The sequence below is a fragment of the Vibrio chagasii genome (assembly GCF_002954585.1).
GTDB classification, from domain to species: domain Bacteria; phylum Pseudomonadota; class Gammaproteobacteria; order Enterobacterales; family Vibrionaceae; genus Vibrio; species Vibrio chagasii_A.
This window is the reverse complement of record NZ_MSCI01000002.1, coordinates 513,403-536,131: the sequence shown is the minus strand read 5'-3', so window position 1 is coordinate 536,131 and position 22,729 is coordinate 513,403. Positions and strand designations below refer to the sequence as shown.

At 44.9% G+C, this 22,729-nt stretch carries 27 protein-coding genes; 14 read left to right on the top strand and 13 right to left on the bottom strand.

Annotation, left to right across the window (positions count from 1 at the left end; all coding sequences use genetic code 11):
* Positions 1–30: 30 nt before the first annotated feature.
* The 8 genes from flgG to BTO10_RS10530 all read right to left on the bottom strand — a co-directional run bounded on the left by flgG (position 31) and on the right by BTO10_RS10530 (position 6,761).
* A complete protein-coding gene (gene flgG / locus BTO10_RS10565; protein ID WP_004739713.1) occupies positions 31–819 on the bottom strand; it encodes a flagellar basal-body rod protein FlgG in 789 nt (262 codons plus the stop codon).
* Between the two features lie 21 nt (positions 820–840).
* The gene (locus BTO10_RS10560; protein ID WP_004739714.1) at positions 841–1,590 is read right to left on the bottom strand and encodes a flagellar basal body rod protein FlgF; all 750 of its coding nucleotides are present in this window, start codon (positions 1,588–1,590) and stop codon (positions 841–843) included.
* A 251-nt stretch (positions 1,591–1,841) separates the two neighbouring features.
* Complete coding sequence (gene flgE / locus BTO10_RS10555; protein ID WP_105024503.1) at positions 1,842–3,146, bottom strand: flagellar hook protein FlgE; 1,305 nt, start codon at positions 3,144–3,146, stop codon at positions 1,842–1,844.
* A 49-nt stretch (positions 3,147–3,195) separates the two neighbouring features.
* Positions 3,196–3,909, bottom strand: coding sequence for a flagellar hook assembly protein FlgD (gene flgD, locus BTO10_RS10550; RefSeq protein WP_004739717.1), 714 nt, complete (start codon positions 3,907–3,909; stop codon positions 3,196–3,198).
* A 17-nt stretch (positions 3,910–3,926) separates the two neighbouring features.
* Positions 3,927–4,340 (bottom strand): flagellar basal body rod protein FlgC, encoded by a 414-nt coding sequence (flgC, locus tag BTO10_RS10545; protein WP_004739718.1) that lies wholly within the window; start codon positions 4,338–4,340, stop codon positions 3,927–3,929.
* A 4-nt stretch (positions 4,341–4,344) separates the two neighbouring features.
* Positions 4,345–4,740: a flagellar basal body rod protein FlgB gene (gene flgB / locus BTO10_RS10540; RefSeq protein WP_004739719.1), complete on the bottom strand. Its 396-nt coding sequence runs from the start codon at positions 4,738–4,740 to the stop codon at positions 4,345–4,347.
* A gap of 255 nt (positions 4,741–4,995) precedes the next feature.
* A complete protein-coding gene (locus BTO10_RS10535; RefSeq protein ID WP_004739720.1) occupies positions 4,996–5,823 on the bottom strand; it encodes a protein-glutamate O-methyltransferase in 828 nt (275 codons plus the stop codon).
* Between the two features lie 11 nt (positions 5,824–5,834).
* Positions 5,835–6,761, bottom strand: coding sequence for a chemotaxis protein CheV (locus tag BTO10_RS10530; protein ID WP_105024502.1), 927 nt, complete (start codon positions 6,759–6,761; stop codon positions 5,835–5,837).
* 77 nt (positions 6,762–6,838) lie between these two features.
* On the opposite strand from BTO10_RS10530, the gene flgA reads away from it, so the two are divergent.
* From flgA to BTO10_RS10510, 3 genes are all read left to right on the top strand, one after another.
* Entirely contained in the window at positions 6,839–7,585 is a 747-nt protein-coding gene (flgA, locus tag BTO10_RS10525) for a flagellar basal body P-ring formation chaperone FlgA (RefSeq protein ID WP_105024501.1), read from the top strand.
* Between the two features lie 176 nt (positions 7,586–7,761).
* Complete coding sequence (gene flgM / locus BTO10_RS10515; protein WP_105024499.1) at positions 7,762–8,079, top strand: flagellar biosynthesis anti-sigma factor FlgM; 318 nt, start codon at positions 7,762–7,764, stop codon at positions 8,077–8,079.
* A gap of 59 nt (positions 8,080–8,138) precedes the next feature.
* Entirely contained in the window at positions 8,139–8,564 is a 426-nt protein-coding gene (locus BTO10_RS10510; RefSeq protein WP_004739725.1) for a flagella synthesis protein FlgN, read from the top strand.
* Positions 8,565–8,841: 277 nt separating this feature from the next.
* On the opposite strand, the gene flgP is transcribed toward BTO10_RS10510, so the two are convergent.
* Both flgP and BTO10_RS10495 read right to left on the bottom strand, forming a co-directional pair.
* Complete coding sequence (gene flgP / locus BTO10_RS10500; RefSeq protein WP_004739728.1) at positions 8,842–9,273, bottom strand: flagellar assembly lipoprotein FlgP; 432 nt, start codon at positions 9,271–9,273, stop codon at positions 8,842–8,844.
* Positions 9,274–9,282: 9 nt separating this feature from the next.
* Positions 9,283–9,918, bottom strand: coding sequence for a FlgO family outer membrane protein (locus tag BTO10_RS10495; RefSeq protein WP_004739730.1), 636 nt, complete (start codon positions 9,916–9,918; stop codon positions 9,283–9,285).
* Positions 9,919–10,110: 192 nt separating this feature from the next.
* Here BTO10_RS10495 and BTO10_RS10490 point away from each other — a divergent pair, with 192 nt between their 5' ends.
* Positions 10,111–11,244, top strand: coding sequence for a flagellar assembly protein FlgT (locus BTO10_RS10490; protein WP_105024497.1), 1,134 nt, complete (start codon positions 10,111–10,113; stop codon positions 11,242–11,244).
* 139 nt (positions 11,245–11,383) lie between these two features.
* Entirely contained in the window at positions 11,384–11,890 is a 507-nt protein-coding gene (locus BTO10_RS10485) for a Fe3+-citrate ABC transporter substrate-binding protein (protein ID WP_105024496.1), read from the top strand.
* Between the two features lie 129 nt (positions 11,891–12,019).
* Here the strand turns inward: BTO10_RS10485 and BTO10_RS10480 are convergent, their stop codons facing one another.
* The 3 genes from BTO10_RS10480 to BTO10_RS10470 are packed head-to-tail and all read right to left on the bottom strand — an operon-like array spanning position 12,020 to position 14,779.
* Positions 12,020–13,261: an NAD(P)/FAD-dependent oxidoreductase gene (locus BTO10_RS10480; protein ID WP_105024495.1), complete on the bottom strand. Its 1,242-nt coding sequence runs from the start codon at positions 13,259–13,261 to the stop codon at positions 12,020–12,022.
* A 25-nt stretch (positions 13,262–13,286) separates the two neighbouring features.
* Entirely contained in the window at positions 13,287–14,360 is a 1,074-nt protein-coding gene (locus BTO10_RS10475; protein ID WP_105024494.1) for a methyltransferase, read from the bottom strand.
* Positions 14,361–14,389: 29 nt separating this feature from the next.
* On the bottom strand, positions 14,390–14,779 hold the full coding sequence (locus tag BTO10_RS10470; RefSeq protein WP_105024493.1) for a hypothetical protein: 390 nt from the start codon (positions 14,777–14,779) through the stop codon (positions 14,390–14,392).
* Positions 14,780–14,851: 72 nt separating this feature from the next.
* Between BTO10_RS10470 and BTO10_RS10465 the strand changes: the two genes are divergently transcribed.
* The 9 genes from BTO10_RS10465 to BTO10_RS10425 all read left to right on the top strand — a co-directional run bounded on the left by BTO10_RS10465 (position 14,852) and on the right by BTO10_RS10425 (position 22,722).
* Positions 14,852–15,598: a beta-ketoacyl synthase chain length factor gene (locus tag BTO10_RS10465; RefSeq protein WP_181143975.1), complete on the top strand. Its 747-nt coding sequence runs from the start codon at positions 14,852–14,854 to the stop codon at positions 15,596–15,598.
* A complete protein-coding gene (locus tag BTO10_RS10460) occupies positions 15,598–16,368 on the top strand; it encodes a lysophospholipid acyltransferase family protein (RefSeq protein WP_105024491.1) in 771 nt (256 codons plus the stop codon). Before BTO10_RS10465 ends, BTO10_RS10460 begins: the two co-directional genes overlap by 1 nt.
* 105 nt (positions 16,369–16,473) lie before the next feature.
* Positions 16,474–16,734 (top strand): phosphopantetheine-binding protein, encoded by a 261-nt coding sequence (locus BTO10_RS10455; protein WP_004739743.1) that lies wholly within the window; start codon positions 16,474–16,476, stop codon positions 16,732–16,734.
* A 10-nt stretch (positions 16,735–16,744) separates the two neighbouring features.
* Positions 16,745–17,002 carry an acyl carrier protein gene (locus BTO10_RS10450; RefSeq protein ID WP_004739745.1) on the top strand — a complete coding sequence of 86 codons (258 nt, stop codon included), beginning with the start codon at positions 16,745–16,747 and terminating at the stop codon, positions 17,000–17,002.
* Positions 17,002–17,559, top strand: coding sequence for a COG4648 family protein (locus BTO10_RS10445; RefSeq protein WP_102425105.1), 558 nt, complete (start codon positions 17,002–17,004; stop codon positions 17,557–17,559). The genes BTO10_RS10450 and BTO10_RS10445 overlap by 1 nt, the downstream gene beginning before the upstream one ends.
* A 6-nt stretch (positions 17,560–17,565) precedes the next feature.
* A complete protein-coding gene (locus BTO10_RS10440; RefSeq protein WP_105024490.1) occupies positions 17,566–18,954 on the top strand; it encodes an AMP-binding protein in 1,389 nt (462 codons plus the stop codon).
* Between the two features lie 88 nt (positions 18,955–19,042).
* Positions 19,043–19,405 (top strand): ApeI family dehydratase, encoded by a 363-nt coding sequence (locus BTO10_RS10435; protein WP_105024489.1) that lies wholly within the window; start codon positions 19,043–19,045, stop codon positions 19,403–19,405.
* Positions 19,398–21,197, top strand: coding sequence for a glycosyltransferase family 2 protein (locus BTO10_RS10430; RefSeq protein ID WP_105024488.1), 1,800 nt, complete (start codon positions 19,398–19,400; stop codon positions 21,195–21,197). Before BTO10_RS10435 ends, BTO10_RS10430 begins: the two co-directional genes overlap by 8 nt.
* On the top strand, positions 21,175–22,722 hold the full coding sequence (locus BTO10_RS10425; RefSeq protein ID WP_004739750.1) for an HAL/PAL/TAL family ammonia-lyase: 1,548 nt from the start codon (positions 21,175–21,177) through the stop codon (positions 22,720–22,722). The genes BTO10_RS10430 and BTO10_RS10425 overlap by 23 nt, the downstream gene beginning before the upstream one ends.
* Positions 22,723–22,729 lie beyond the last annotated feature (7 nt).

Below are 22,729 nucleotides of genomic sequence, written 5' to 3'. Positions count from 1 at the left end.
TACGAAACAAGTAAGCGGTGAATTAACCGATTACAGCTGTTGGTTAACGAAGCTCATCATCTTGTCTACCGACGAGATAACTTTCGAGTTCATTTCGTAAACACGTTGAGCTTCGATCATATTCACAAGCTCTTCGGTTACGTTTACGTTCGATGTTTCTAACATCGACTGGCGGATATTACCTAGGCCATCGAAGCCAGGTACACCTTCTTGTGGATCACCACTTGCACCTGTCGGCAAGTAAAGGTTTTGACCTACTGGTTCTAAACCACCTGGGTTTACAAAATCAGTAATGGTGATTTGGCCTACAACAACGTTGTTTTGCTCACCACGGAGACGAACCGACACTTCACCATCATTACCGACTGTCACTGAGATTGCATCCTCAGGGATAACGATTTCTGGCTGTAGCGGGTAACCTTGACCCGATGTCACGATTGCGCCGTCACCGTTCAGTGTGAATTGACCATTGCGGCTGTAACCTGTTTCACCATCTGGCATTTCAACTTGGAAGAAACCGTCACCTTCGATCATCATATCGAGGCTGTTAGACGTAGTCTGCGCGTTACCGTGTGTGTGAACCTTCTGAGTCGCAACCACTTTAGAACCCGCACCTAGCATCAAACCACTTGGTAACTCAGTGTTCTGAGACGACTGACCGCCAGGCTGGTTTATGTTCTGGTAGAACAGATCTTCAAATACTGCGCGGCTCTTTTTAAAACCAATGGTCGAGGCGTTGGCAAGGTTGTTTGAAATCGTTGAAATGTTGGTTTGTTGGGCGTCTAAACCTGTTTTACTTACCCATAATGCTGGATGCATAGCAATTTCCTTTAAATTCTATTAGCTCATACGAAGCAGTGAATCAGACGACTTGTCCATTTCCTCTGCTGTGCTCATCATCTTGACCTGCATTTCAAACTGACGTTGTAAGTCAATTAGGCTAGTCATTTCACCTACGGCATTTACGTTACTGCCTTCGACCGCACCTTTTAGCAACGTTACCGCTGCATCTGCTTCGTATGCCTGATCTGGGTTTTTCGAACGGAATAGACCATTCGTATCTTTAAACAAACTTTGATTATCTGGACGTACAAGTTTAATACGATCAACGACCTCCAATTCCTCAGCAGGAGCGCCTTGAGGAATGACTGAGATCGTACCGTCTGTACCAATTTCGACTTTACTGATTGGGATTGGCAGTGTGATTGGAGCATCGTTTTCGCCCAATACCAAATGGCCACTTGCATTGGTCAGTAAACCGTTTTGGTCAACCTTAAGATTACCGTTACGTGTTAAGCCTTCGCGACCAGTGTTGTCCATTACCGAAATCCAACCATCACCTTGGATAGTGACATCAAGATCACGGCCTGTGGTAACCACACTTCCCTGTGCAAAATTATGTCCCGGACGCTCTGTCATACTGAAAACACGAGTAGGCATACCTTCGCCATACGCTTGCATTGAACGCGCTTGTGCTAAATCAGCACGGAAACCCGTTGTACTTACGTTGGCAAGGTTGTTTGCACGTAGCTGCAAAGCTTGCATATTTTGCTTAGCGCCACTCATGGCAAGAAACAGTGCGCGATCCATAATTTTGCTCCAAAAATCATCTTCTGGGGCTAATAAAGCAAACACTGTGCCAATTTTTATAACTGTTATTTATCAACAATTTAAATAGAAAACAAACAAGAAAGGTGATCACAAAAGGATCATTGAGGAAGAATTGTTGCCAGTGGCATTACCGGGCGGCAATAAGGGCGGCAAATAAAAAAGCAAACGACAATACCCAATTCAATAACATTGAATTGGGTATTCGCAGATGATTCAAACGTTTGAAACGATTAACGAATCTGAAGAATATTCTGTTGTAGTTGGTTGTGTACTTCTAGAGAACGAGAGTTCGCTTGGAAGTTACGTTGCGCAGAAATCAAATCAACCAATTCTTGAGTCATATCGATGTTCGACTGCTCCAAAGAGCCATTGTTGATGCTACCAAATGAACCTTTGTTAGATTCACCCCAGATTTTGTCACCCGAGTCGCTAGTAGAATCCCACTGAGTACCGCCTTTCTTATCCAGACCTTGCTCGTTTGGTACGCGAACTAGGCCTACACGACCCAGCATTACGTTTTCACCATTTGAGTAAGTACCTAGAACACTGCCGTACTCATCGAAATCGATTTTGGTTAAGAAGCCTGTTGTCGCACCATCTTCATCAAACTTAGTCAGCTCAAACGGAGCCGCAAACTGGGTTGAAGAATCTAGACCAAACTTAAGCACTTGTGTTGGATCGGCACCATTCAGATCGACAGGGTTCGCGCCTGCACCTAGAGGTTCCGAGTTAATCGGCTGACCACTGTTTAGGCTTGCTAACGTACCGTCATTGTTGAACTTCATTGTGTGACCAACATGACCTTGAGCATTCGTTGCATCGCCACCAGTAATGTTGAGTGGCTTCTCGCCAGTCTCATCAGTCATGGTGTAGTACGTCTGCCAAGTATTTGGTTGCGTCTGATCCTTGAGGTAGTAAGTCGTTAACTTGTAAGACTGGCCCATAGAATCGTATACCGTCGAAGACGTTGCACGGTTATAGGTATCAGCATCTTTGAAGTTAAATGCAGCCGGATCTTTAAGGTCACCGTTTGCAGGAAGGTTAACCCCTACTTCAATGTTTTCTGTCTGTTTTGGCTTACCAAATTCAGCTGGAATGTCGAGAGGCTTTGGCGCATAAGAAAGAACTTCACCCGAGTTTGGATCAACATCGTAACCTAAAAGAAACTCATCGTTAGCCGTAACCATGTAGTTGTCTTTGTTTAGGTGAAATGCACCATTACGAGTTAGTTCGTTAATCTCCGGCACCATACGGTCTTTCGCTACCGCAAAGAAACCTGTACCACTTACGCGTAGATCCATTGGGTTGTTTGTATAAATACTTGAACCTTCGTGGAACTGTTGCGCCACTTGGCTAGCTTGCGCACCGCCACCTGACGTCGTTTTTGCGTTTGTGAACAATGAGTTTGAGTAAACATCGCCAAACTCTGCACGAGACTCTTTAAAGCCAAATGTGTTTGCGTTCGCAATGTTGTTACTGGTTGTATTCAGGTCTAATTGTGCAGCGGATAGGCCGCTTAAAGCTACATATGACATTCCAATATTCTCCTAATCTATCTAGCTAGCATGTTCACTCACTTAAGAGCTACGCTTTACCAACTTCTAGTACTTCAGCAAGTCGTACTGGCGATGTAAAACCAGCCAGATTGAGTAGTACGTTGCCATCACCCTTACCAAGAAGCACACTGTTCACGTTCGCATAGCTGGAAACTTGGAACTCTGTGTTCTCGCCATCCAGTAAACCCGACGCTTTCACGTTGTATTTACCAGCCGGCAATGGGTTACCGTCTTCGTCTTTTCCGTCCCATTCAACACGTGTATCGCCTGCAGGTTTAGAGCCGATATCAAAAGTGCGAACTAACTGGCCCACTTCGTTCTCAACACGGACCATAACGTTGTCCATCGCTTGAGGAAGTTTAACCATTGCCGCCATACCGCCATCACCTTGCTTTACACCTGCCGCACCAGGAACCAATACATCACGACCAACCAGAGAGGAGGCCTGCAGCGCTTGATTAGAGGTCATCGATGAGTTCAAGCTTTCAAACTGTGAATTCATTTTGCCGATGCCATCTACGGTCGCAAATGAAGCCATTTGCGCAATCATCTGGTCATTGCTAACCGGCTTAAAAGGGTCTTGCTGTGCTAGTTGCTTAGTCAACAAAGATAAGAAATCTTCTTGCTTAAGATCCTGCTTACCTGTTGTTTCGTCGGGCTTCTTAGCACCATCTTGAAGACTCTTCAGCTGGTCAACATAGGACAAGCCGCTTTGACCAACATTGTTGTTGATTCCAGCCATGTGCTACCTCCTTATCCTTATTGACCCATCTGCAGCGTACGCAGCAGCATTTGTTTACTCGAGTCAGCAACCTGTACGTTCGTTTGGTACGCACGTGATGCCGAAATCATGTTTGCCATCTCTTCCATAACGTTAACGTTTGACTTATAAATGTAGCCTTCGTTGTTCGCTAATGGGTGGTCTGGGTTGTACTCCGCGCTCAGCGGCTTATCGCTTTCTACGATACCTAATACTTTCACAGGCACAGTGTGGTCACTGTTGCGTGCGCGATTTAACTCAGCGCCGAACACTGCGTGGCGAGCTTTGTAAGTTTCTTTAGCAGAACTACTTACACTGTCCGCGTTCGCAAGGTTGCTCGAGGTCGTGTTTAGACGAACAGATTCAGCACTCATCGCAGAACCAGTCACATTGAATACATTAAATAAGCTCATCTAATTATTCCCCTTTAATCGCTTTAGTTAAATTCTTGAACTTACTTCCTAGGAAGTCGAGAGAGGCTTGATGCCTAATTTGGTTTTGCATGAAAAGGTTTCTTTCCAAATCCAAATCAACCGTGTTGCCATCTCCTGTATCAGGTTGGGTAGGAATTCGATACTTCGTTTCCCCATTCACCGTCGTTTCGGCAGAAATGTGCCGACCGTCTGTGCGGCTAAGACCAATGCTTGCCCCAGAACTTGCCGCCTGCAGTGATTTCTTGAAGTCTAATCCCTTTGCTTTATACCCAGGCGTGTTTGCTTGCGCGATATTGGTGGAAAGCACCTCAGCGTTACGCTCACGTACACCAACTGTGTGCTGGTGAATGCCCAAAGCATTGTCAAAAGAAATAGCCATCTAAACCTCAACTCAAGAACTGACTGTTATGAAATAACTAAAGCAATATATATACCAACTTTTAAAACAAAGTGGTCTATTTATGCTTTTACAGGTTACTCGTGGGTAAACTTGCAATATACAAGCCAAAAAATAGAGTAAATTGGAATGTCACTCTGACTTAAAGATATAGGCTAAGCAGGAAAAAGAAAACCCAGCACTTGGCTGGGTTTTGAAATTGTTTAGTAACGTCACACCTTATTTAGGTGGCGGCAATTACTTCAATTTGTAGATGATACCTGGGTTACAACGAACCATTTCAAAGCGGTCGGTTAAACCAGTTAACGACTCAGACGCACCCAAAAGCAAGTAACCACCCGGGTTGAGGCAGTTCGCCATTTGGTTAAGTACTTTAGATTTCATCTCTGGAGAGAAATAAATCAGTACGTTACGACAGAAAATAATGTCGAATTTACCTAGCAGTGCGTAACTGTCCATCAGGTTTTGAGGACGGAAGTTCACCATGCGCTTAACGTTGTCTTTTACTTTCATGCGACCATCGCCTGCATCCTCAAAGAAAGTACGGCGACGCTCTGGAGAAAGACCACGACCTAAAGCAAGGTTGTCATACGCGCCAGTGCGGCACATATCCAACATGCTTGCAGAGATGTCCGTTGCGGTGATCGATACATTTGGCAGCATACCTGGCTTACGAGCTTGAGTCTCAAGCACCGTCATTGCCATTGAGTATGGTTCTTGGCCTGAAGAACTTGCCGCAGACCAAATCTTAATAGGACGTTTATTTGCCGCTATTTCCGGTAGAAGTTTATCCGCAAGCACTGCAAACGGGTAAGTATCTCGGAACCAAAGTGTCTCGTTGGTCGTCATAGCATCCACTGCTGCCACTCTCAACTCACGGTTTCGGCCCGTCACTACATCTCTCAATAAATCAGACAGCGAAGCTAGATTAAACTTTGCCACTAATGGGCTTAGGCGGCTGCGCACTAAGTACTGTTTGCTGTCACCTAATACAATGCCACATTGAGATTCTAAGAAACGGCTGAAATCGCGATACTCTTGATCACTTATTGTTATAGCAGTCATTAATGTCTCTTTTAGTTAGTTAAAGCAGCTTTAACGGCTGAACCAAGCTCATCAGGGTTGAATTTAGCAATGAAGGAGTTCGCTCCCACACGCTCAACCATGGCTTGGTTAAATACACCACTCAATGATGAGTGTAAAATTACGTATAAATCTTTTAGCTCAGCGTGACGGCGAATCTCAGCAGTCAGCGTATAGCCATCCATCTCTGGCATTTCAATATCCGAGATCACCAATGAGATCTGATCGTAAATGCTGCCCTCTGCTGACATCTGCGTCAGTTTTTCGTAGGCTTCTTTACCATCTTTCACAGCAATCACTTCAAAGCCGATCGACTCAATAGCGCGTTGAACCTGTTTACGTGCAACGGTTGAATCATCAGCAATCAAGATGCGGCGAACGAGTTCTTTTTCTTGTTCTACTTCTGCGATTTCTTCGGCAATCTTGCTGTCCATAGTTTCATCAACAGGCGAAATTTCAGCTAGGATTTTTTCAACATCAAGAATTTCAACTAACTCATTGTCGATGTTAGTTACCGCTGTTAAGTAGTTCGCTTTGCCAGCGCCATCTGGCGGCGGGAGAATCGATTCCCAGTGCATGTTGATAATGCGTTCAACGGAACTGACCAAGAAGCCTTGAATGGTTCGGTTGAACTCAGAGATAACTACAAAACACTTTTCAACATCCGTTGTCGGACGGCCACCAATCGCTAAGCTCAGGTCGATCACAGAGATCGTTTGGCCACGAATGTGTGCGACACCTTTAACCAGTGGGTTCAAGTTTGGCATCTTCGTCAGCTTAGGGCATTGAAGCACTTCTTTTACTTTAAAGACATTAATGCCGTAACGCTGACGCCCCATTAGGCGAAAGGTTAGTAATTCTAATCGGTTTTGACCGACGAGTTGCGTACGCTGATTCACCGAATCAAGAATACCCGTCATGAGCTCATCTCCATATCAAACTTTTTTGTATAAAAAGTGTTAGTCTACTGCAGGCTACGAACCACCAGAGAAACGGAATGACGTATTATAAAACAAATTTGCCACCTCTTTCCATAGCAATGTGTAGAGCTACTTTTAAAACTGTCGCTAAGTTTATCGGCATTTTATCAATATTGTTTAGTTTTTTTGTGCAAGCTGCGACCCCAGAACAAATTGAGAAGATTCAGTCTGCGGCAGAGCAACACATTATTGATACCGTTGAGCAGCCACGAGGCGGCGAACTCTTTGTTAATTCAGCAAATGTTGACTCAAGAATCAAAGCAACAGACTGCCCGGTTCCTCTTGAGGCAAGTGCCTCAACCACCACAAATACCCGCAGCAGCATTACGGTTTTAGTGCAATGTGTTCCTGATGAGTGGCGAGTTTATGTACCGGTACGTCTTTCGATGTCGGTGCCGCTTGTGACGACTACTCGAGCACTCGCGAGAGGCGAGATTGTCGGTCAATACGACGTGACAACCGCGATGATTTCTCTTAACAAATTCCGTCGCCAAGGCTTCACCGCTCCAGAGCAAGTTATCGGCGCCAAGGTAAAAAAGAACCTAAGGCCGGGTGACGTTGTCGAAAGGGGTGACATTTGTGTCGTATGTCGAAACGAGAAGGTTATCATACAGGCGGTAAAAGGTGGCATGACCATTACCACTAAAGGCACAGCGCTCACTGATGGCTCTATGGGTGATCAAGTAAGAGTGAAAAATGATAAATCACAGCGTATAATTGAAGGTATTGTTACCAACATGTCTGAAGTCACGGTTTACTTTTAACTCTCTACTTCTCAATTGGCGGTACCATTAGCATTTTGCTCTCGACTCTAGCACTGAAATACGTAGCTTCAGTGTTTTGTCCCTTTTCGACTAAAGAGCGAAAAATTGCTAAAGTAATCGAACCCTTGGTCGATATTGACTGTACAGGTTCCCATTTTTGAAGAAAAGGCTTAACTATGGCAGGCATTGATAACATTCGTTCAGGGCAAGCCCTAACGACCACCAACCGATCAGCAGTCCGCTCTGATTCTAGTTCTGAGGCATCACGCTCTGATGTATCAACTAAATCACCGGCGAGCAAAGACGCGGTTTCACTTAGCCAACAAGGCAAAGCAATAGGTCAACTTCACCAAGACATGGCAGCAAATCCCAGCTTTGACTCGGTAAAAGTTGCAGCAATCAAAGAAGCGATCGCGAACGGTTCATACACAGTTGACCCAGAAAAGCTGGCCGACAATATGATCAAGTTCGAAAACGAATTAAAAGGTCTTTAAGCACTCTCTTTATTGAGTGGTTAACTTAAAGCACACGAGGTTATTGATAGGTTTACGTTATGGCGGCACTAGCAGATTTAGTTAATTTCCAACTTCAAAATGCCAAAGCCTTATCTGAATTATTGAGTTCAGAGAAAACCGCTATTACGAGCCGACAGTCAACGGATATTGAGCGAATCGCCAAAGAAAAAGTGGTCCTTGTCGAACAACTAAGATCCACCGATCAGCGCATCGCTGCCCATAGCAATATCTCAGAACTGACCGAAAATCCTGAACTCGCTCAGTTAGTCTCAACCATCAAGTCTATTGTGCACGATTGTCATCAAGCGAATCTGGTGAATGGTGAAGCCCTAAATCGAGCACATCTCAGCTTCAAAAAACTCAGCAACATGATGCAACAAAGCCACGGCAAAATTGGCATGACTTACAACGCCGGAGGCCAAACGCACACTATTTCAACGCTGGGAACCAACGTAAAAGCCTAGTTAAGCTGCCTCTTCAACAACACTATTAACCCTTTCCTGCCTGTATCTGTATCTGTATCTGTATCTGTATCTGTATCTGTATCTGTATCTGTATCTCAGCCTATCTAGATTCTGACTCCAATCAAAAGCTACACTCCTGAAAATACTCCCATAATCACGATAAACAAAAAAAGCGGCAAGTATTTTCATAATTGCCGCTTTTGCATTGATATGAGTTATTAATTGCCGATACGCCATCTGGAAAGCGTCTGGCAACCAATGTCATTTATTCATTGGACTAAAACAGTGTTTGCTGTCTTTTCTCTGGTACCGCTTGAACTTCACCGTAGTTACGTAATTGATCCATCTTGCGAATATCCAACTGAAGCTCGGTCACGTAGCTATCGCCTACTGGGTAGCTGCGCACTACTTCTGCACCGCGGATAACACCATCAACTGCTCCTGATGTTCGCTCTGTACCAAGGCGTTGATCTTCAAGTTCAGCACGACCGCTGACTCGCATACCATAAACTTGTTCCGCAAGTTCGCGATAAGCATCAATCTTAGAGGCTCTCATCGCACGGATACGCTTCTCTTCGTCATTGCGACCTTTTTGTTCACTGATACTCGCGTAACCAACAGCAACTAGGAAATCGTCTGGTCTCATGCTCTGCAGAGGCTGACAGCCAACAAGCAGTAAAGCGGCAACCACAAACATTAACTTCTTCATCTCGAACTCCTAAGGGCGAAGAATAACAGTGTAAGGCTGACTGATCGTTGGATCTGAACGAATGATCACACCATCTTGAGTTCGAATACTGTTCAGAGTATCGAGGTCACGACCAATACGGTCTGCCGGTAAGAAGCCTTGTGCTGAAGCTACGACAATACGAGTTTGCATGCCCACTACTCGAGCATTCACAAGCACACCACCCTCTTGGCGCAGCATAGTACCCGTAAGTACATATTGAACGTCTTGCTCTTGAGCTAAGTCTTTCCAGTCACGGCTTATCGCAAAGTCACCTTGCTGAGTTACTTGGATAGAACCCGTGGTTTTAAAATCAACCACCTTGAAGCCACGACGCTGAAACTGATGAATGAAACCTTCTGATACCGAGTTACCGAGCCAGTTTGTTGTGTCCATGTGTTGCAGGTCAACAAACGAGGTGATCGCGATAGGCGTTCTTGCTGAGATACTTGTATTCGACACAATCAAGTCTTCAGTCATGCTTTCTACGAAGAAATCCATGGTGTGGCGAGGGCTGTCCATCAGCATAAACTGACTGCCTGCGTACTCAGTCTTGCCGTTATAGATCGGCGAATAAGCGCATGATGTCAGTAGCATGACACTCATTACTACGAGCCATTTTTTCATTATCTAATCTCCAGATAGTTTTAGTGCTACCTGTTCCAATATGTTCTCACCATTATTCTTTTCAATGGATTACAATGTTGGAACAGTCTTTGCTTTTCATTAATGGTTCAGATTAAGAAAAACGCACTTAAGTCAGCTTCAAGCTTATAGTTATTTGTTAAGCAATATTTATACCCAACTGGTAACGAACAGATGAAAAAAATAATTTCTTACTTATTTTCAATAGGTTCTCTGATAATCACAAGTTTCAGTGCTCATGCCTCATGGTATGAAGTTACCGGTATAGCAACCATCGTATCGTCAGAAGAAACGGCAAGGATCCACGCTCTGGAAGACGCTGTGTACAAGGCTATCCAGTTCTCAGGGGCAGACATCGGCAGTATTGCCAACCTAACGCCTTATTTAGATGGCAAGAAAAAGGAATACCAATTTACTAACCACGAAGTACGCTACATCTTGGTTGATAAAGAGCAGAAGCGCGGTGGCAATTTAATGATCACCGCAAGGATCGACATCTACCCTTCGGCAAATGCTTGCCATGAGAGACAATACAAGAAAACCTTCTTGGTGGGTAATATCGATGTCACCTCTCCACAACAAGCCGTAATGGGCAGAATCTACAACATCGGTGACGACTTCAGCCATGTGGTTGATAGACAGTTAGCCAAAGAGTCTCGCAGCTTCGTGTCTGTTGGCACTACGAACTACGACATCGATAAACGCCGACCAGAAGTGATCAAGATGATCGCACAGGATACCGGCGCACAATACATCATCGGTGGTGAGATTACTGACTTAACGGCAACCATCGAATCCAATCTAATAAAAGATGACATCATCAACCGTCAGTTTGCATTAGAGATGCAAGTATTTGATGGTAAGACAGGACACCAGATCTACACCCGTAGCTATCGTGAAGTGGCAAAGTGGCCATTTGCTAAAACCAGTGAAGTTGACACTCGCAGTGCTCGTTTCTGGGCATCGACCTACGGCAGCATGATGCTTCGTGTTAGCCGTAACATCATGTTGGACTTAGAGTCTGAAATCTCTTGTAAGATCACGCTTCCAGAAGTTGCGGCCGTATTCGGTAATACAGTGACCATTGATTTGGGCCGAATGCATGGCGTACAACAAGGTGACAAACTGCAACTCTGGCATACAGGTTCGTTTATCGACCAACGAGGTTTACCGCGCAATAAAGTCTCGCAAAGCGATATCACACTGACGGTATCTCGCGTCTACGAAAACGAAGCCGAACTTACGATTGATCAGCCAAGCCTAGCGGGAAGCATTCAAATTGGTGATGTGATGCAGAAAATCATGTAGTTAGCTGCACTCTAAACTCATAGATTCTAATAAAGCCTTAGCCCCCCTGCTAAGGCTTTAATTTTTTCATGGGTATTAGTTTCGGTTTTTACGTATTTGTCGTAATCTTACTAATAACATAATCATCACTTAGCAAGCTATGAGTCAGAATAATCTAATTGGTGCTACCGGCTATCGCTTTATTTCGAAAGGTAAGACCGCTTTTAAGATCCACATCCACACACCAGAAGACACGGTAATGCATCGGTCTGTCGGTTTTGTGCGCATGGGTGAAGAAAAAGCGCTTAAAAAAACCATCAAATTAAGAGACGAGCTCGGTAAGGAGCTTTGGGGTAAGTTTTGGAAGAAGGTTCTCAAGGAACCTTACCTAATGACGCGCCTGCCGCATAGTTTAGAGCCTAAGATTGTATTCAAGCCAAACCCAACACAAAGTGACCCTGAACATCGTGATGAGTGTTATATCGCGAAATGGCGCGTGTTCTCCGATGACGGCGATTACAAATACAAAACTAAGGTCTGCTCAATAAGAAAGCACGGTAGGCTGGCCGCTTACAGCCAAACTAAGCGCGCCCTACTTGATGCTCACAAAGATGTGATTGATTTACTCATATTCATGGGACGCTTAAACAGCATCGACCTCAAGTAACCACAGAATAAACAAAGCCAACCCCCTATGAACGAATACAAAAACAGCCGCTCTTGCGGCTGTTTTTATTTCTAGAATCGTCATCTTAGCGCTTTGGTATATTGCCATGCACCAAGTAGATGACCTGACCTAGCTTCGGCAGATCTCTGCCAGCGTCGTTAAGCGACGTTTTGAGTCTTTCACGTAAGGATTGGTTTGATCCCATGCGTAGCCCGCTAAGATCGAGCACACCATTTGTTTAATCTTAGGGTTAGGATCTTGATAGAAAATCACATCCTGCAACGTACCGGAATACCAACCTTCAACATACGTTCTGAAGGTGTTTACACCGACCATCAATGGATCGGCATACTCACGTTCCCAATCGACCCTCTCGCCGTTGAGCTGCTTTTCCACACACTCAACCGCAAACTGTGCTGACTTCATCGCAATCGTAACGCCTGACGAGAACACAGGATCAAGAAACTCACCAGCATTACCCAGTAGTGCGTATTTGTTAGTTGCAAGATGCTTCACGTTAGCAGAATAGCCACCGATTTCACCCGCAGGGTTTGGATACTCAGCGTTTGCCAATATTTCGGCTAGCCCTGGCTCTTCCATTGCTAACTGCTTAATCGCGGTAATCTTATCCTCAGGGTAAGATTCAAAGAACTTTGGTTCGCCTACTACGCCAAATGAAGAGACACCGTTGCTAAAAGGGATCAACCAATACCAAACATCAGGATTGGTTGGGTGCACAGAGATTAGAATTTTGTTTCGGTCATAATCTAGCTCAGTATCCACCTCAGCAATATGATCGTTTATATGTGTGAAAATCGCTTTACGAGGTGGAAGTGATGATTGCTCTTCCAGATCAAGCATCTTCGGCAGTACTCGACCAAAGCCACTACCATCCAAAACGTACTGTGCTTCTAGCTGATAGCTTTCTCCATCAAGCACTTGAACATCTAAAATAGTGCTGTCGTCGGTAAAATTAATGCCCGTCAACTCATGCTGGTAATCAATTGTGACACCTTGCGCCTCAGCTGTATCAGCAAGCACCTTATCAAAAGCACCACGTTGAACCTGAAAAGTGGTTCCCGGCCCTGTAGAGAACTTATCTTCAAAATTAAATGCGGTGTACACACCATTTTTACGAAATGCTGCACCATCTTTGTATTGGAAGTTAGCCTTGGTCACCGCATCCGTCATGCCCGCTTGTTCAATCACTTCCATGCAAGCGGGTAATAGGCTTTCGCCAATTGAGAAGCGAGGGAACACGCTCTTTTCGATTACTCGAACATCGATGCCTTTTTTGTGTAATAAAGACGCGGCAATAGACCCTGATGGCCCAGCTCCGATGATCACTACTTGAGTAGACAGTTTTTTCATTAATTTAAGCCATGTTTGTTATGTGTTATTGCGCGCTAGCTTTCAATTCAAGAAGCGTATGACCAAGGCCGATATCATCGGTACAAGTCACCACTTCAAAGCCAGCTTCTTCAACTATCTCTAAGAAATCTTCACAGCGGTAAAAACGACTGTTGCCGTTTGCCAAGCACGTAAAGTAAAGCGAAGTCGCGTTTAAGCTATAAGAAGCCGCATCGTATTTCTGTGCATCCCAAAACAATTCAAGGATATAAACGGTCGCTTCTTCTGACATATAAGAGCGGACACGCTTTAAGATGCTAAGGATTTCCATTGGCGAGAAGCAATCAAGGAACTGACTCATCCACCAAACATCCGCGCCCGTTGGCAGCGCTTGTTGCTTATCTAGCATGTTTGCTGGGAAAGGCGTCACTCTATTTTGATGGCCATGTTGCTTAGCGTTCGCCATTGCCATTTCTAACTGCTGTGGCAAATCAACAATCGTGACTTCAACATCAGAGTCATGGTTGCAACACTGCATTGCCCACTTGCCTGTATTGCCGCCAATATCCACCAGCGATTTAGGTTTCTTACTGAAAACCTTCTCAAGCAAAACTGGGAATGAGCGATCAGAGTAGAAGTGGTCAAACTTGAACCAGCTCTCTTTCGCTTTTTCAGGTAATTGAGACAAGCCTTGGTAGATCGTCTCCCAATCCCCTAGCTCCTTCAAACCAGCAGGAGTGCCTTTCTCAATCGCTTCAGTGAGATGCATCATCGCGGCGTAACAAACATCGGCTGTAAAATCCATGTTTGCGTTGGTCATGCCGTCATGCAACAGATAGAAACCGAGGTTGGCTATCTTATAGTTAGGTTTTTCCCAAACAACAATATGAGCGCTAAGCGCCATATCAAGTAACACTTTCACACCATATTCAGATACACCTGTTATTTCTGAAATAGTCTCAGCAGGTAAGCCATCGCTCCCCGCATCGTCGAGCGCTTTTAAAATACCTAAATCACGAAGTGTACGAGCAGTATGAAAAACAATAGGAGCAAAAGATAATTTTTGTGCTTCTGTTTTTGCTTCTAATGCACTGAATGGATCTAATTTATATTCCGACACGAAAGACCTAACTTAAAAATAATATAGGGTTACTCAGCTGCCACTTGTGCAAGCTTACGTTTAATATCAACGTTTAAGTTATTAACCCAGCGGTTGTAATTACGGTGTATTTCACCATCGTCATACTTCAAATTCTCTGATTCAACGTAAAGAATAGAGTAAAATTTGTCGTTATAAGGAATATCAACCACTGCGTGATGTGAACGAACATACAATTCAGCACGGATCAAGCCAGGTTTAATTTCAGAAACTAGCCAGCCTCGATTTTCAGCAGATTCATAAATAGCTGATTTCACCTGTTTACTTTGAAGATTATGTGCAACTGGAGTATCCTCAACATTCATTACAGGCTGGACACGTCCACACCCTGCAAGAACAAATATGAATAACATTGAAACGGCTATTTTTAGTAATTTCATTTAAATTCCTTACCTGTGTTTATTTATAAGCGCGCATAGTATTTAGTTAGACCCAAAGCAAATCAATACTCTATGTCAAATCAATCCCAATTAATGTCGTTTAATATTGAGAAATGGTCTGCAAACTCGGCTGGTCTCAATTCTGATGCCGAATGGCAAGCCTGGAGCACTAATTTAGATTGGCCGCAAGATGGCTCAACTGAATCTAAAGCGATCCCACCGATGATGCGCCGCCGAATGAGCCTACAAAGTAAATTGGCCGTTCAAACTGCATTAACACTCTTAAAAGACAACTCGATTGATTATTTGGTTTTTGCCAGTCGACATGGCGAACTGCACCGAACCGCAACCTTGATTCAGTCGATATTGGAAGGTGACGATGCATCACCAATGGCGTTTGCACAGTCCGTGCATAACACAGCTGCAGGGTTAACCACCATCGCAGCGAAAGCACCAATCCCTCTGACCTCTATCTCGGCCGGCCAAGATACTTTCCACAACGCTTTGATTGAAGCCTATCTTTACCTGAATCAATATCCATCGCACCGTGTGTTAGTCATCGATTTTGACCAGCCTTTGCCTGAACTCTATCAAGAGTTCGAAGCTCAAAGTTATGCCGACTATGCGCTGGGTTTAGTGCTCACCTCCGGAAGTGATTACTCAGTATCAAGAGCAATAACTAACGAAAGCTCTACCACTTCATTACCACAAGGCTTGCAGGCGCTACAAAACATCCTTCTAGGTTCACTGAACTGGACCGTGGCAGGTAAGCATCAAGATTGGACTTGGATAAACAACGCAAAAACCGGAGAGCTATAATGAGCAAGGTCGACCAATATTGGCGAGTATTCGCGACAGGCCTCTGCTTTACCATTTTCGGCTTGGGAGGCCTCGTTCTCAGCTTCTTGATCTTGCCATCTATCTCACTCATCACCCCTAACACCATTCAGCGAGAGCTCAGGGCTCAACGATTGATTCGCTTCTCATTCAATGCCTTCTGCCAGATCATGAAATTCACAGGCGCAATTGACTACCGAATTGATGGTGCTGAGTTACTGCGTGAAGACCGAAACTGCATTATTGTTGCGAATCACCCGAGCTTGATAGACTACGTGCTAATCGCCTCACAACTTCCTCAATGTGACTGTTTGGTTAAAGCTGCCATTTGGGAAAACCCATTTATGAAAAGGATCGTCAAAGCCGCGGGTTACATACCAAATCAAACGCCCGACGATCTTTTAGAACGTTGTGAAGAGCGCTTTTCGCGCGGTAATGTCCTACTAGTTTTTCCCGAAGGCACTCGCACTACGCCCGGAATTGAACCATCCTTACAGCGTGGTGCCGCGCAAATTGCCACCCGAACACAAACGGATCTACGTATAATTCATATTACAGTTTCTCCAACATTCTTAACGAAAGAGAAAAAATGGTATCAAGTTCCAGTAACGAAGCCCTTTTTTCATGTCGCGGTGAAAGGTAAAATAGAAGTCGCACCATTTATTGAAAGCTCGAATAATTTAACTTCGGCAGCAAGACGCCTTAATCATCATCTTGCACAAACAATTTTCCCTTCCGAAGAAAATATTTAGTGCATCAATAACATAACTGGCGATATCAGCATTTCGAAAATACTTCACGTCATGTAGAATCGCCCCCTTAAAGCAGCATTTAGACAAAGCATTAAGTAGGCCAAAGTGGAAACATTACACAACGAACTGAAACAACTGATCATCGACGCACTAAATCTTGAAGACATGAGCATTGATGAGATTGAAACGGAAGCTCCACTGTTTGGTGATGGACTAGGGCTAGATTCTATTGATGCACTAGAGCTTGGCCTTGCTATCAAGAAGAAGTACAACATCGTTATTGATGCTGACGATTCAAACACTCGCGAGCATTTTGCGTCGGTTGCAAATCTAGCAAACTACATCTCATCTCAAACGAACAACTAGACAGATCTTTATGACACAAGCTAACCAACAAGAAGTATATAACCAGGTTAAAGATGCGCTGATTGAGCTGTTCGAGCTTGATGCTGAAGATATCACTCCGGAAGCTCATCTCTATCTTGATCTAGACCTAGACAGCATTGATGCGGTTGATTTAGTCGTTCACCTCCAGAACGTAACAGGTAAAAAGATCAAACCTGAAGAGTTCAAAGCAGTACGCACCGTTAATGACGTTGTAGAGTCTGTGGTTGAACTATTGAAGGACGCATAGTGCGTCCTCTGCTGACTTTACTGTCGGCAATCATACTTTTCACTTATCCAATAGCGGTTTACTTTGGACTCAACAAGTTTGGCCTGCAAACCGTAGGTATCGCCTTGGGCGTTATCTTTGCTGTTCGCATTTTTACTGGCGGTCAGGCAAAAATCAAAGAGCTAAAACACCTAGCTTGGATCAGTGGAAGTGCTGGTATTGTTCTGCTGACATTAGGTTTAGCCTTTAAACAGCATGGCTGGCTAACCTATTACCCCGTTATCGTTAATGTTTGTATGCTGGCTGTCTTTGCTTCAAGCCTATGGCAACCACAAACGATCATCGAACGTCTTGCTCGCCTTCAAGAGCCTGAGCTTCCACAAAGTGGCATTGATTACACAAGAAAAGTCACCAAAGTCTGGTGCTTGTTCTTTGTTATTAATGGCTCTATTGCTTTATATACCTGCTTCCAACCGTTAGAAGTATGGACCCTATATAATGGCTTACTCAGCTATGTGTTTGCAGGGGTGCTCTTTGCAGGGGAGTGGATAGTGAGACAACGCATTCGTCAGAGTTAAATTGTTATGACCCAAACCGTATCTTACACCTCGCTGTCTGAGCTCCTCACTCAAAACCGAGTGCCCGAATCTATTGTCTGCTTTGATGACAATAGCGAGATTACGTGGCAAACCTTTAACGACGACTTATCGAAACTCATATGGCAATTGAGCTCATCGACCGTTCAACGAGTCGCGATTTGTACCCAAGATAGCTATCTTTTCTCAGTGGCGTTCGTAGCATCTTCAGCTGCTAACAAACACATTATTTTACCGGGCAACTATCAACCTTGTGCGCTTGCCGAGCTCAGTGAACATTTTGATAGCCTGTTAGTTGATGATTCAATTGGCACAGTTGAGGTGGGTGACGTTCGCAATATTCAAGCCTTATTGGACTCAAGCACTGAAGCAGAAAAATCTCAGTCCGATGGTCTTCCGGCCATTGATTTGGCAGCCACCCATTTGACCCTGTTCACTTCAGGTTCAAGCGGTACACCAAAAGCGATAAATAAAACGCTAGAGCTGCTGGATATTGAGACCGCACAGTTACACAAAAACTGGGGCAAGCTGCTCAAAGGCAACCAAGTTCAAAGCACGGTTTCGCATCAACATATCTATGGTTTACTGTTTAGAGTCTTGTGGCCACTCTGCTCTGGTATTCCGTTTGCTCGTAACAACCTAGAATACCCTGAACAAATTCTGTCTCATGCCAATAAAAACTGTGTGCTGATCAGCAGCCCAGCGCTACTGAAGCGATTAAAACATGAGACCAACCAGGTACAACTTGCAGGAGTCTTCTCTTCGGGTGGTCCACTGCCTACCGAGTCTGCTCATCAGTCGCGAGATTTGCTAGGGCATTTACCAATAGAGGTATTTGGCAGCACAGAAACTGGCGGTATCGCTTTTCGCCAACAAGAGAGCGCTCAAACACCTTGGCAGCTTTTTGATTGTATTGAGGCTAGTCTCAACAGTGAGAATTGCATTAAGTTATTGTCGCCGTATATCGATAATAACAACTGGTATCAAACCGCCGACGAGTGCGAAATGGTCTCAGCTAGTCAATTCATATTGAAAGGTCGAACGGACCGAGTGATCAAGATTGAAGAGAAACGAGTATCACTGGTTGAAGTAGAAAAGCGCCTTGAGCAACTACGTTGGATAAGCGAGTGCGTAGTAATTCCATTTGAAGAACCTGAGCGCCTCATCCTAGCCTCGGTTTTGGTATTATCAGAAGAAGGCCAAGCCACTCTAACGACCATGAGTAAAGGTAAATTCTGGTTGTTGCTACGTACAGAACTCAGAAAGTGGTTAGAGCCAATCGCTATCCCAAGAAAATATCGCATTGTTGATGAGATTCCCCTCAACAGCCAAGGTAAGCGATTAACGTCTCACATAGAACAGCTAATAAAATCATAGTAACCGCTGATCGTATTTTACACTGAGATTATCTTTTTATACTTTTGTCAAAGTAACAATATTTACCCAAGGATTCTAAGCACGCCCTATGGATAAGAGAAAACCAACCGTCATTGCGGTAGACACTGTAGAAAATGAATCGATCCTGACACTTAATGTTAGCAGAGATATCACCGATTTTAAGGGACACTTCAAGAGCTTCCCTATTCTACCGGGCGTCACGCAAATTGATTGGGCACTTCACTACGCAGTCCAAGAATTAGGTGTCCCTGGTTTCTTCAAAGGTATGGAAGTCATCAAGTTTCAAGAGCCTATCTTGCCTGACGCCACAATCCAACTATCACTCAAATGGGATGCTGACAAAAGCAAGTTGAGCTTCAACTACACCTCAAATAATGGTGAGCAAACCCATTCTTCAGGCAAAATGAAGCTGGGAGAGAAAAGTGAATAGCACTCCCATCGAGGCTACTTCTCAGCACCAAACAAAAGAAAGCGGCTACAAGGCTTGTTTCCTTATCCCGTGCTTCAATCATGGCGCAACCATGCCTGCGGTGGTGTCGTCACTTCATCACTTTGAGTTACCGATCATCATCGTTGACGATGGTAGTGAGCTCGCTACAAAGCAATTTCTCACTCCCCTAGCAGAGCACTCACACGTAACCTTGGTGACACTTGAGCAGAACCAAGGCAAAGGCGGAGCGGTAAAAGCCGGTATCAAAAAAGCACAACAACTCGGCTTTAGCCATGCCATTCAAATTGATGCTGACGGACAACACGACCTTGAAGCCTTGCCAACATTGATTCAAGCCTCACAAGCTAATCCACAACGTCTGATATCAGGCCAGCCTGTCTACGATGACAGTGTGCCCAAAGCAAGACTCTACGGACGCTACGCGACACATATTTGGGTGTGGATAGAAACCCTGTCCCTATCGATCAAAGACAGTATGTGTGGCTTTAGAGCGTACCCTGTCGACCACACACAAGCAGTATTAAGTAAATACGATGTTGGGTCTCGAATGGACTTCGATATCGAGATTTTGGTTCGTCTGTACTGGGAAGGCTGCGATATCAACTTCGTTGAAACTCGAGTTATTTATCCTGAAAATGGCATCTCTCATTTCGATGCATTGTGGGATAACGTAAAAATCAGCTGGATGCATACACGTCTATTCTTCGGCATGCTGCCTAGAGCACCTAAGCTGATTGCTCGCCATTTCAAATCTAACGCTACTGAAAATAGCCGAGATTCATCAGCGGGCTCAGAACTAAAAGCTTCAGAGCAGCCGCACTGGTCTCGCACCCAGGAACGCGGCACCGTGTTAGGCATCAAACTGTTATTAACCATTTATACCTTGTTAGGTCGTGGTGTATTCAACCTTATTCTGCGTGGTGTGATGCGTTACTACCACTTAACTGGCAAGCGCGCGCGAAACGCTTCTGAGCAATACTTATTTCAGTTGAAGGCCTATGCGGAACAGCAAAATATTGAGTTACCCGCCGAACTAACCAGCTATAACCACCTGCTTTCGTTTGGGCATACCATGCTCGACAAGCTTGCGGCATGGAAAGGCGATTTCTCAGTGGATAACCTCACCATCCATGGTCAAGACCAATTCGAAAACATGGTGGCAAACCAGCAAGGTGTGCTGATTTTAGGCTCACACCTGGGCAACATTGAATTGTGTCGTGCTTTGGGTCGTAGACACTCAAACATCAAAATCAATGCGCTGGTGTTCACTGAGCACGCTGAGCGTTTTAACTCAGTTATGAAAGCGGTTAATCCGCAGTCTGACTTAAACCTAATCCAAGTAACTTCAATGGGACCTGATACAGCTATCCTTTTACAGCAGAAGTTGGAGCAAGGTGAGTGGATCGTAATTGTTGGTGATAGAACTTCCACCAGCAAGGAGAGCCGCTCAGTATGGGCAGAGTTCTTAGGTAAGGAAGCGCCGTTCCCTCAAGGGCCATTTATGTTAGCCTCTGTACTCAAAGCACCCGTATTTTTGCTATTTGGGTTACGTGACGATTCACAAGTAAAACCGCACTTTAATGTCTATTTCGAGCATTTTAGCGACAGAATCGAACTACCTAGAAAGACACGCGAACAATCTTTAAAGCAAGTCGTTCAACAATACGCAGATCGACTTCAGCACTACACACTGAAAGCACCGCTTCAGTGGTACAACTTTTTTAATTTTTGGACATTGAGCAAGCACCATGACGAAAAAGAATCCAAATAGCATCACCTTTGGTGCCGAACGCCTCACTATCGAGGACGTTGTCGCTATTTCACAAGGCGCAAAAGCCTCGATGAACACCAGCGACGAGTTCACTTCAAAAATCGACCGCGGTGTTGCATTCCTAGAGCGCCTACTGAAAGAAGAAGGCGTGATTTACGGCGTAACGACAGGTTACGGCGACTCTTGTACTGTTGCGATTCCGCCAAACCTTGTCGATGAACTGCCTCTGCATCTGACGCGCTTCCACGGTTGTGGTTTAGGTGAAACACTGTCTCACGAGCAATCTCGTGCCGTATTAGCAACGCGCCTATGCTCTCTATCACAAGGCGTATCAGGAGTGACTCATGATCTACTTAACCAGATCGTCACTCTAATTAATCAAGATATCTCACCACGTATACCTCAAGAAGGGTCAGTGGGTGCCAGTGGCGACTTAACACCTCTTTCTTACCTAGCAGCCGCACTAATTGGTGAGCGTGATGTTATCTACAAAGGTGAAGTACGCCCAACTTGTGACGTATACAAAGAGCTAGGCATTAGCCCTATCAAGCTTAAGCCAAAAGAGGGCTTGGCATTGATGAATGGCACGTCTGTAATGACGGCATTAGCTTGTATCGCTTATAAGCGCGCGGAATACCTAGCGCAACTATCAACTAAGATCACGGCGATGGTATCTGTCGGTATGCACGGCAATGACTTCCATTTCGATGAAGCCTTGTTCGCCGTAAAACCTCATCCAGGTCAACAACAGGTTGCGGCATGGCTGCGTGATGATCTGCAAGCAGATCGCCCGCCACGCAACAGTGATCGCCTACAAGATCGTTACTCTCTGCGCTGTGCGCCACATGTTATCGGTGTGGTTCAGGACTCTCTGCCTTGGCTTCGCCAAATGATCGAGAACGAACTAAACAGTGCCAACGACAACCCAATTATCGATGGTGATAATGAACGCGTACTGCACGGTGGACACTTCTATGGTGGTCATATCGCAATGGCAATGGATACGCTAAAAACTGCCGTAGCCAACCTTGCGGACCTACTTGATCGCCAAATGGCGCAGCTGATGGATTACAAGTTCAACAACGGCTTGCCATTCAACCTAACGGGTGCTGAAGGCGAACGTAAACCAATCAACCACGGCTTCAAAGCGGTACAGATCGGCGTGTCAGCTTGGACAGCAGAAGCATTGAAACACACGATACCTGCAAGCGTGTTCTCTCGTTCGACTGAGTGTCACAACCAAGACAAAGTGAGCATGGGCACCATCGCAGCTCGTGACTGTTTACGCGTTCTAGAGCTAACCGAGCAAGTAGCGGCAGCGTCACTTCTAGCCGGTACACAAGCACTCGAACTTCGTAAACGCCACAATGAGCTTGATGAGCACCATATGAGTGAGAACCTCAAGCACATTCGCGACGAAGTACTGAAAGAGTTTGAGTTTATTGTCGAGGATCGCCCGCTTGAAGGCGATCTGCGCCACTTTATTTCTCGTATTCAAAATCAGCACTGGTCACTTTATTCATAGAGTCATG

Coding starts and splice junctions, on each gene's coding strand:
- BTO10_RS10465 (WP_181143975.1), top strand. CDS start 14,852: ATGTCAAATCAATCCCAATTAATGTCGTTTAATATTGAGAAATGGTCT.
- BTO10_RS10485 (WP_105024496.1), top strand. CDS start 11,384: ATGAGTCAGAATAATCTAATTGGTGCTACCGGCTATCGCTTTATTTCG.
- flgP (WP_004739728.1), bottom strand. CDS start 9,273: ATGAAGAAGTTAATGTTTGTGGTTGCCGCTTTACTGCTTGTTGGCTGT.
- BTO10_RS10490 (WP_105024497.1), top strand. CDS start 10,111: ATGAAAAAAATAATTTCTTACTTATTTTCAATAGGTTCTCTGATAATC.
- flgM (WP_105024499.1), top strand. CDS start 7,762: ATGGCAGGCATTGATAACATTCGTTCAGGGCAAGCCCTAACGACCACC.
- flgG (WP_004739713.1), bottom strand. CDS start 819: ATGCATCCAGCATTATGGGTAAGTAAAACAGGTTTAGACGCCCAACAA.
- BTO10_RS10425 (WP_004739750.1), top strand. CDS start 21,175: ATGACGAAAAAGAATCCAAATAGCATCACCTTTGGTGCCGAACGCCTC.
- flgE (WP_105024503.1), bottom strand. CDS start 3,146: ATGTCATATGTAGCTTTAAGCGGCCTATCCGCTGCACAATTAGACCTG.
- BTO10_RS10435 (WP_105024489.1), top strand. CDS start 19,043: ATGGATAAGAGAAAACCAACCGTCATTGCGGTAGACACTGTAGAAAAT.
- BTO10_RS10535 (WP_004739720.1), bottom strand. CDS start 5,823: ATGACTGCTATAACAATAAGTGATCAAGAGTATCGCGATTTCAGCCGT.
- BTO10_RS10460 (WP_105024491.1), top strand. CDS start 15,598: ATGAGCAAGGTCGACCAATATTGGCGAGTATTCGCGACAGGCCTCTGC.
- BTO10_RS10470 (WP_105024493.1), bottom strand. CDS start 14,779: ATGAAATTACTAAAAATAGCCGTTTCAATGTTATTCATATTTGTTCTT.
- BTO10_RS10510 (WP_004739725.1), top strand. CDS start 8,139: ATGGCGGCACTAGCAGATTTAGTTAATTTCCAACTTCAAAATGCCAAA.
- flgC (WP_004739718.1), bottom strand. CDS start 4,340: ATGAGCTTATTTAATGTATTCAATGTGACTGGTTCTGCGATGAGTGCT.
- BTO10_RS10530 (WP_105024502.1), bottom strand. CDS start 6,761: ATGACGGGTATTCTTGATTCGGTGAATCAGCGTACGCAACTCGTCGGT.
- flgA (WP_105024501.1), top strand. CDS start 6,839: ATGACGTATTATAAAACAAATTTGCCACCTCTTTCCATAGCAATGTGT.
- flgB (WP_004739719.1), bottom strand. CDS start 4,740: ATGGCTATTTCTTTTGACAATGCTTTGGGCATTCACCAGCACACAGTT.
- BTO10_RS10560 (WP_004739714.1), bottom strand. CDS start 1,590: ATGGATCGCGCACTGTTTCTTGCCATGAGTGGCGCTAAGCAAAATATG.
- BTO10_RS10440 (WP_105024490.1), top strand. CDS start 17,566: ATGACCCAAACCGTATCTTACACCTCGCTGTCTGAGCTCCTCACTCAA.
- BTO10_RS10450 (WP_004739745.1), top strand. CDS start 16,745: ATGACACAAGCTAACCAACAAGAAGTATATAACCAGGTTAAAGATGCG.
- BTO10_RS10480 (WP_105024495.1), bottom strand. CDS start 13,261: ATGAAAAAACTGTCTACTCAAGTAGTGATCATCGGAGCTGGGCCATCA.
- BTO10_RS10495 (WP_004739730.1), bottom strand. CDS start 9,918: ATGAAAAAATGGCTCGTAGTAATGAGTGTCATGCTACTGACATCATGC.
- flgD (WP_004739717.1), bottom strand. CDS start 3,909: ATGGCTGGAATCAACAACAATGTTGGTCAAAGCGGCTTGTCCTATGTT.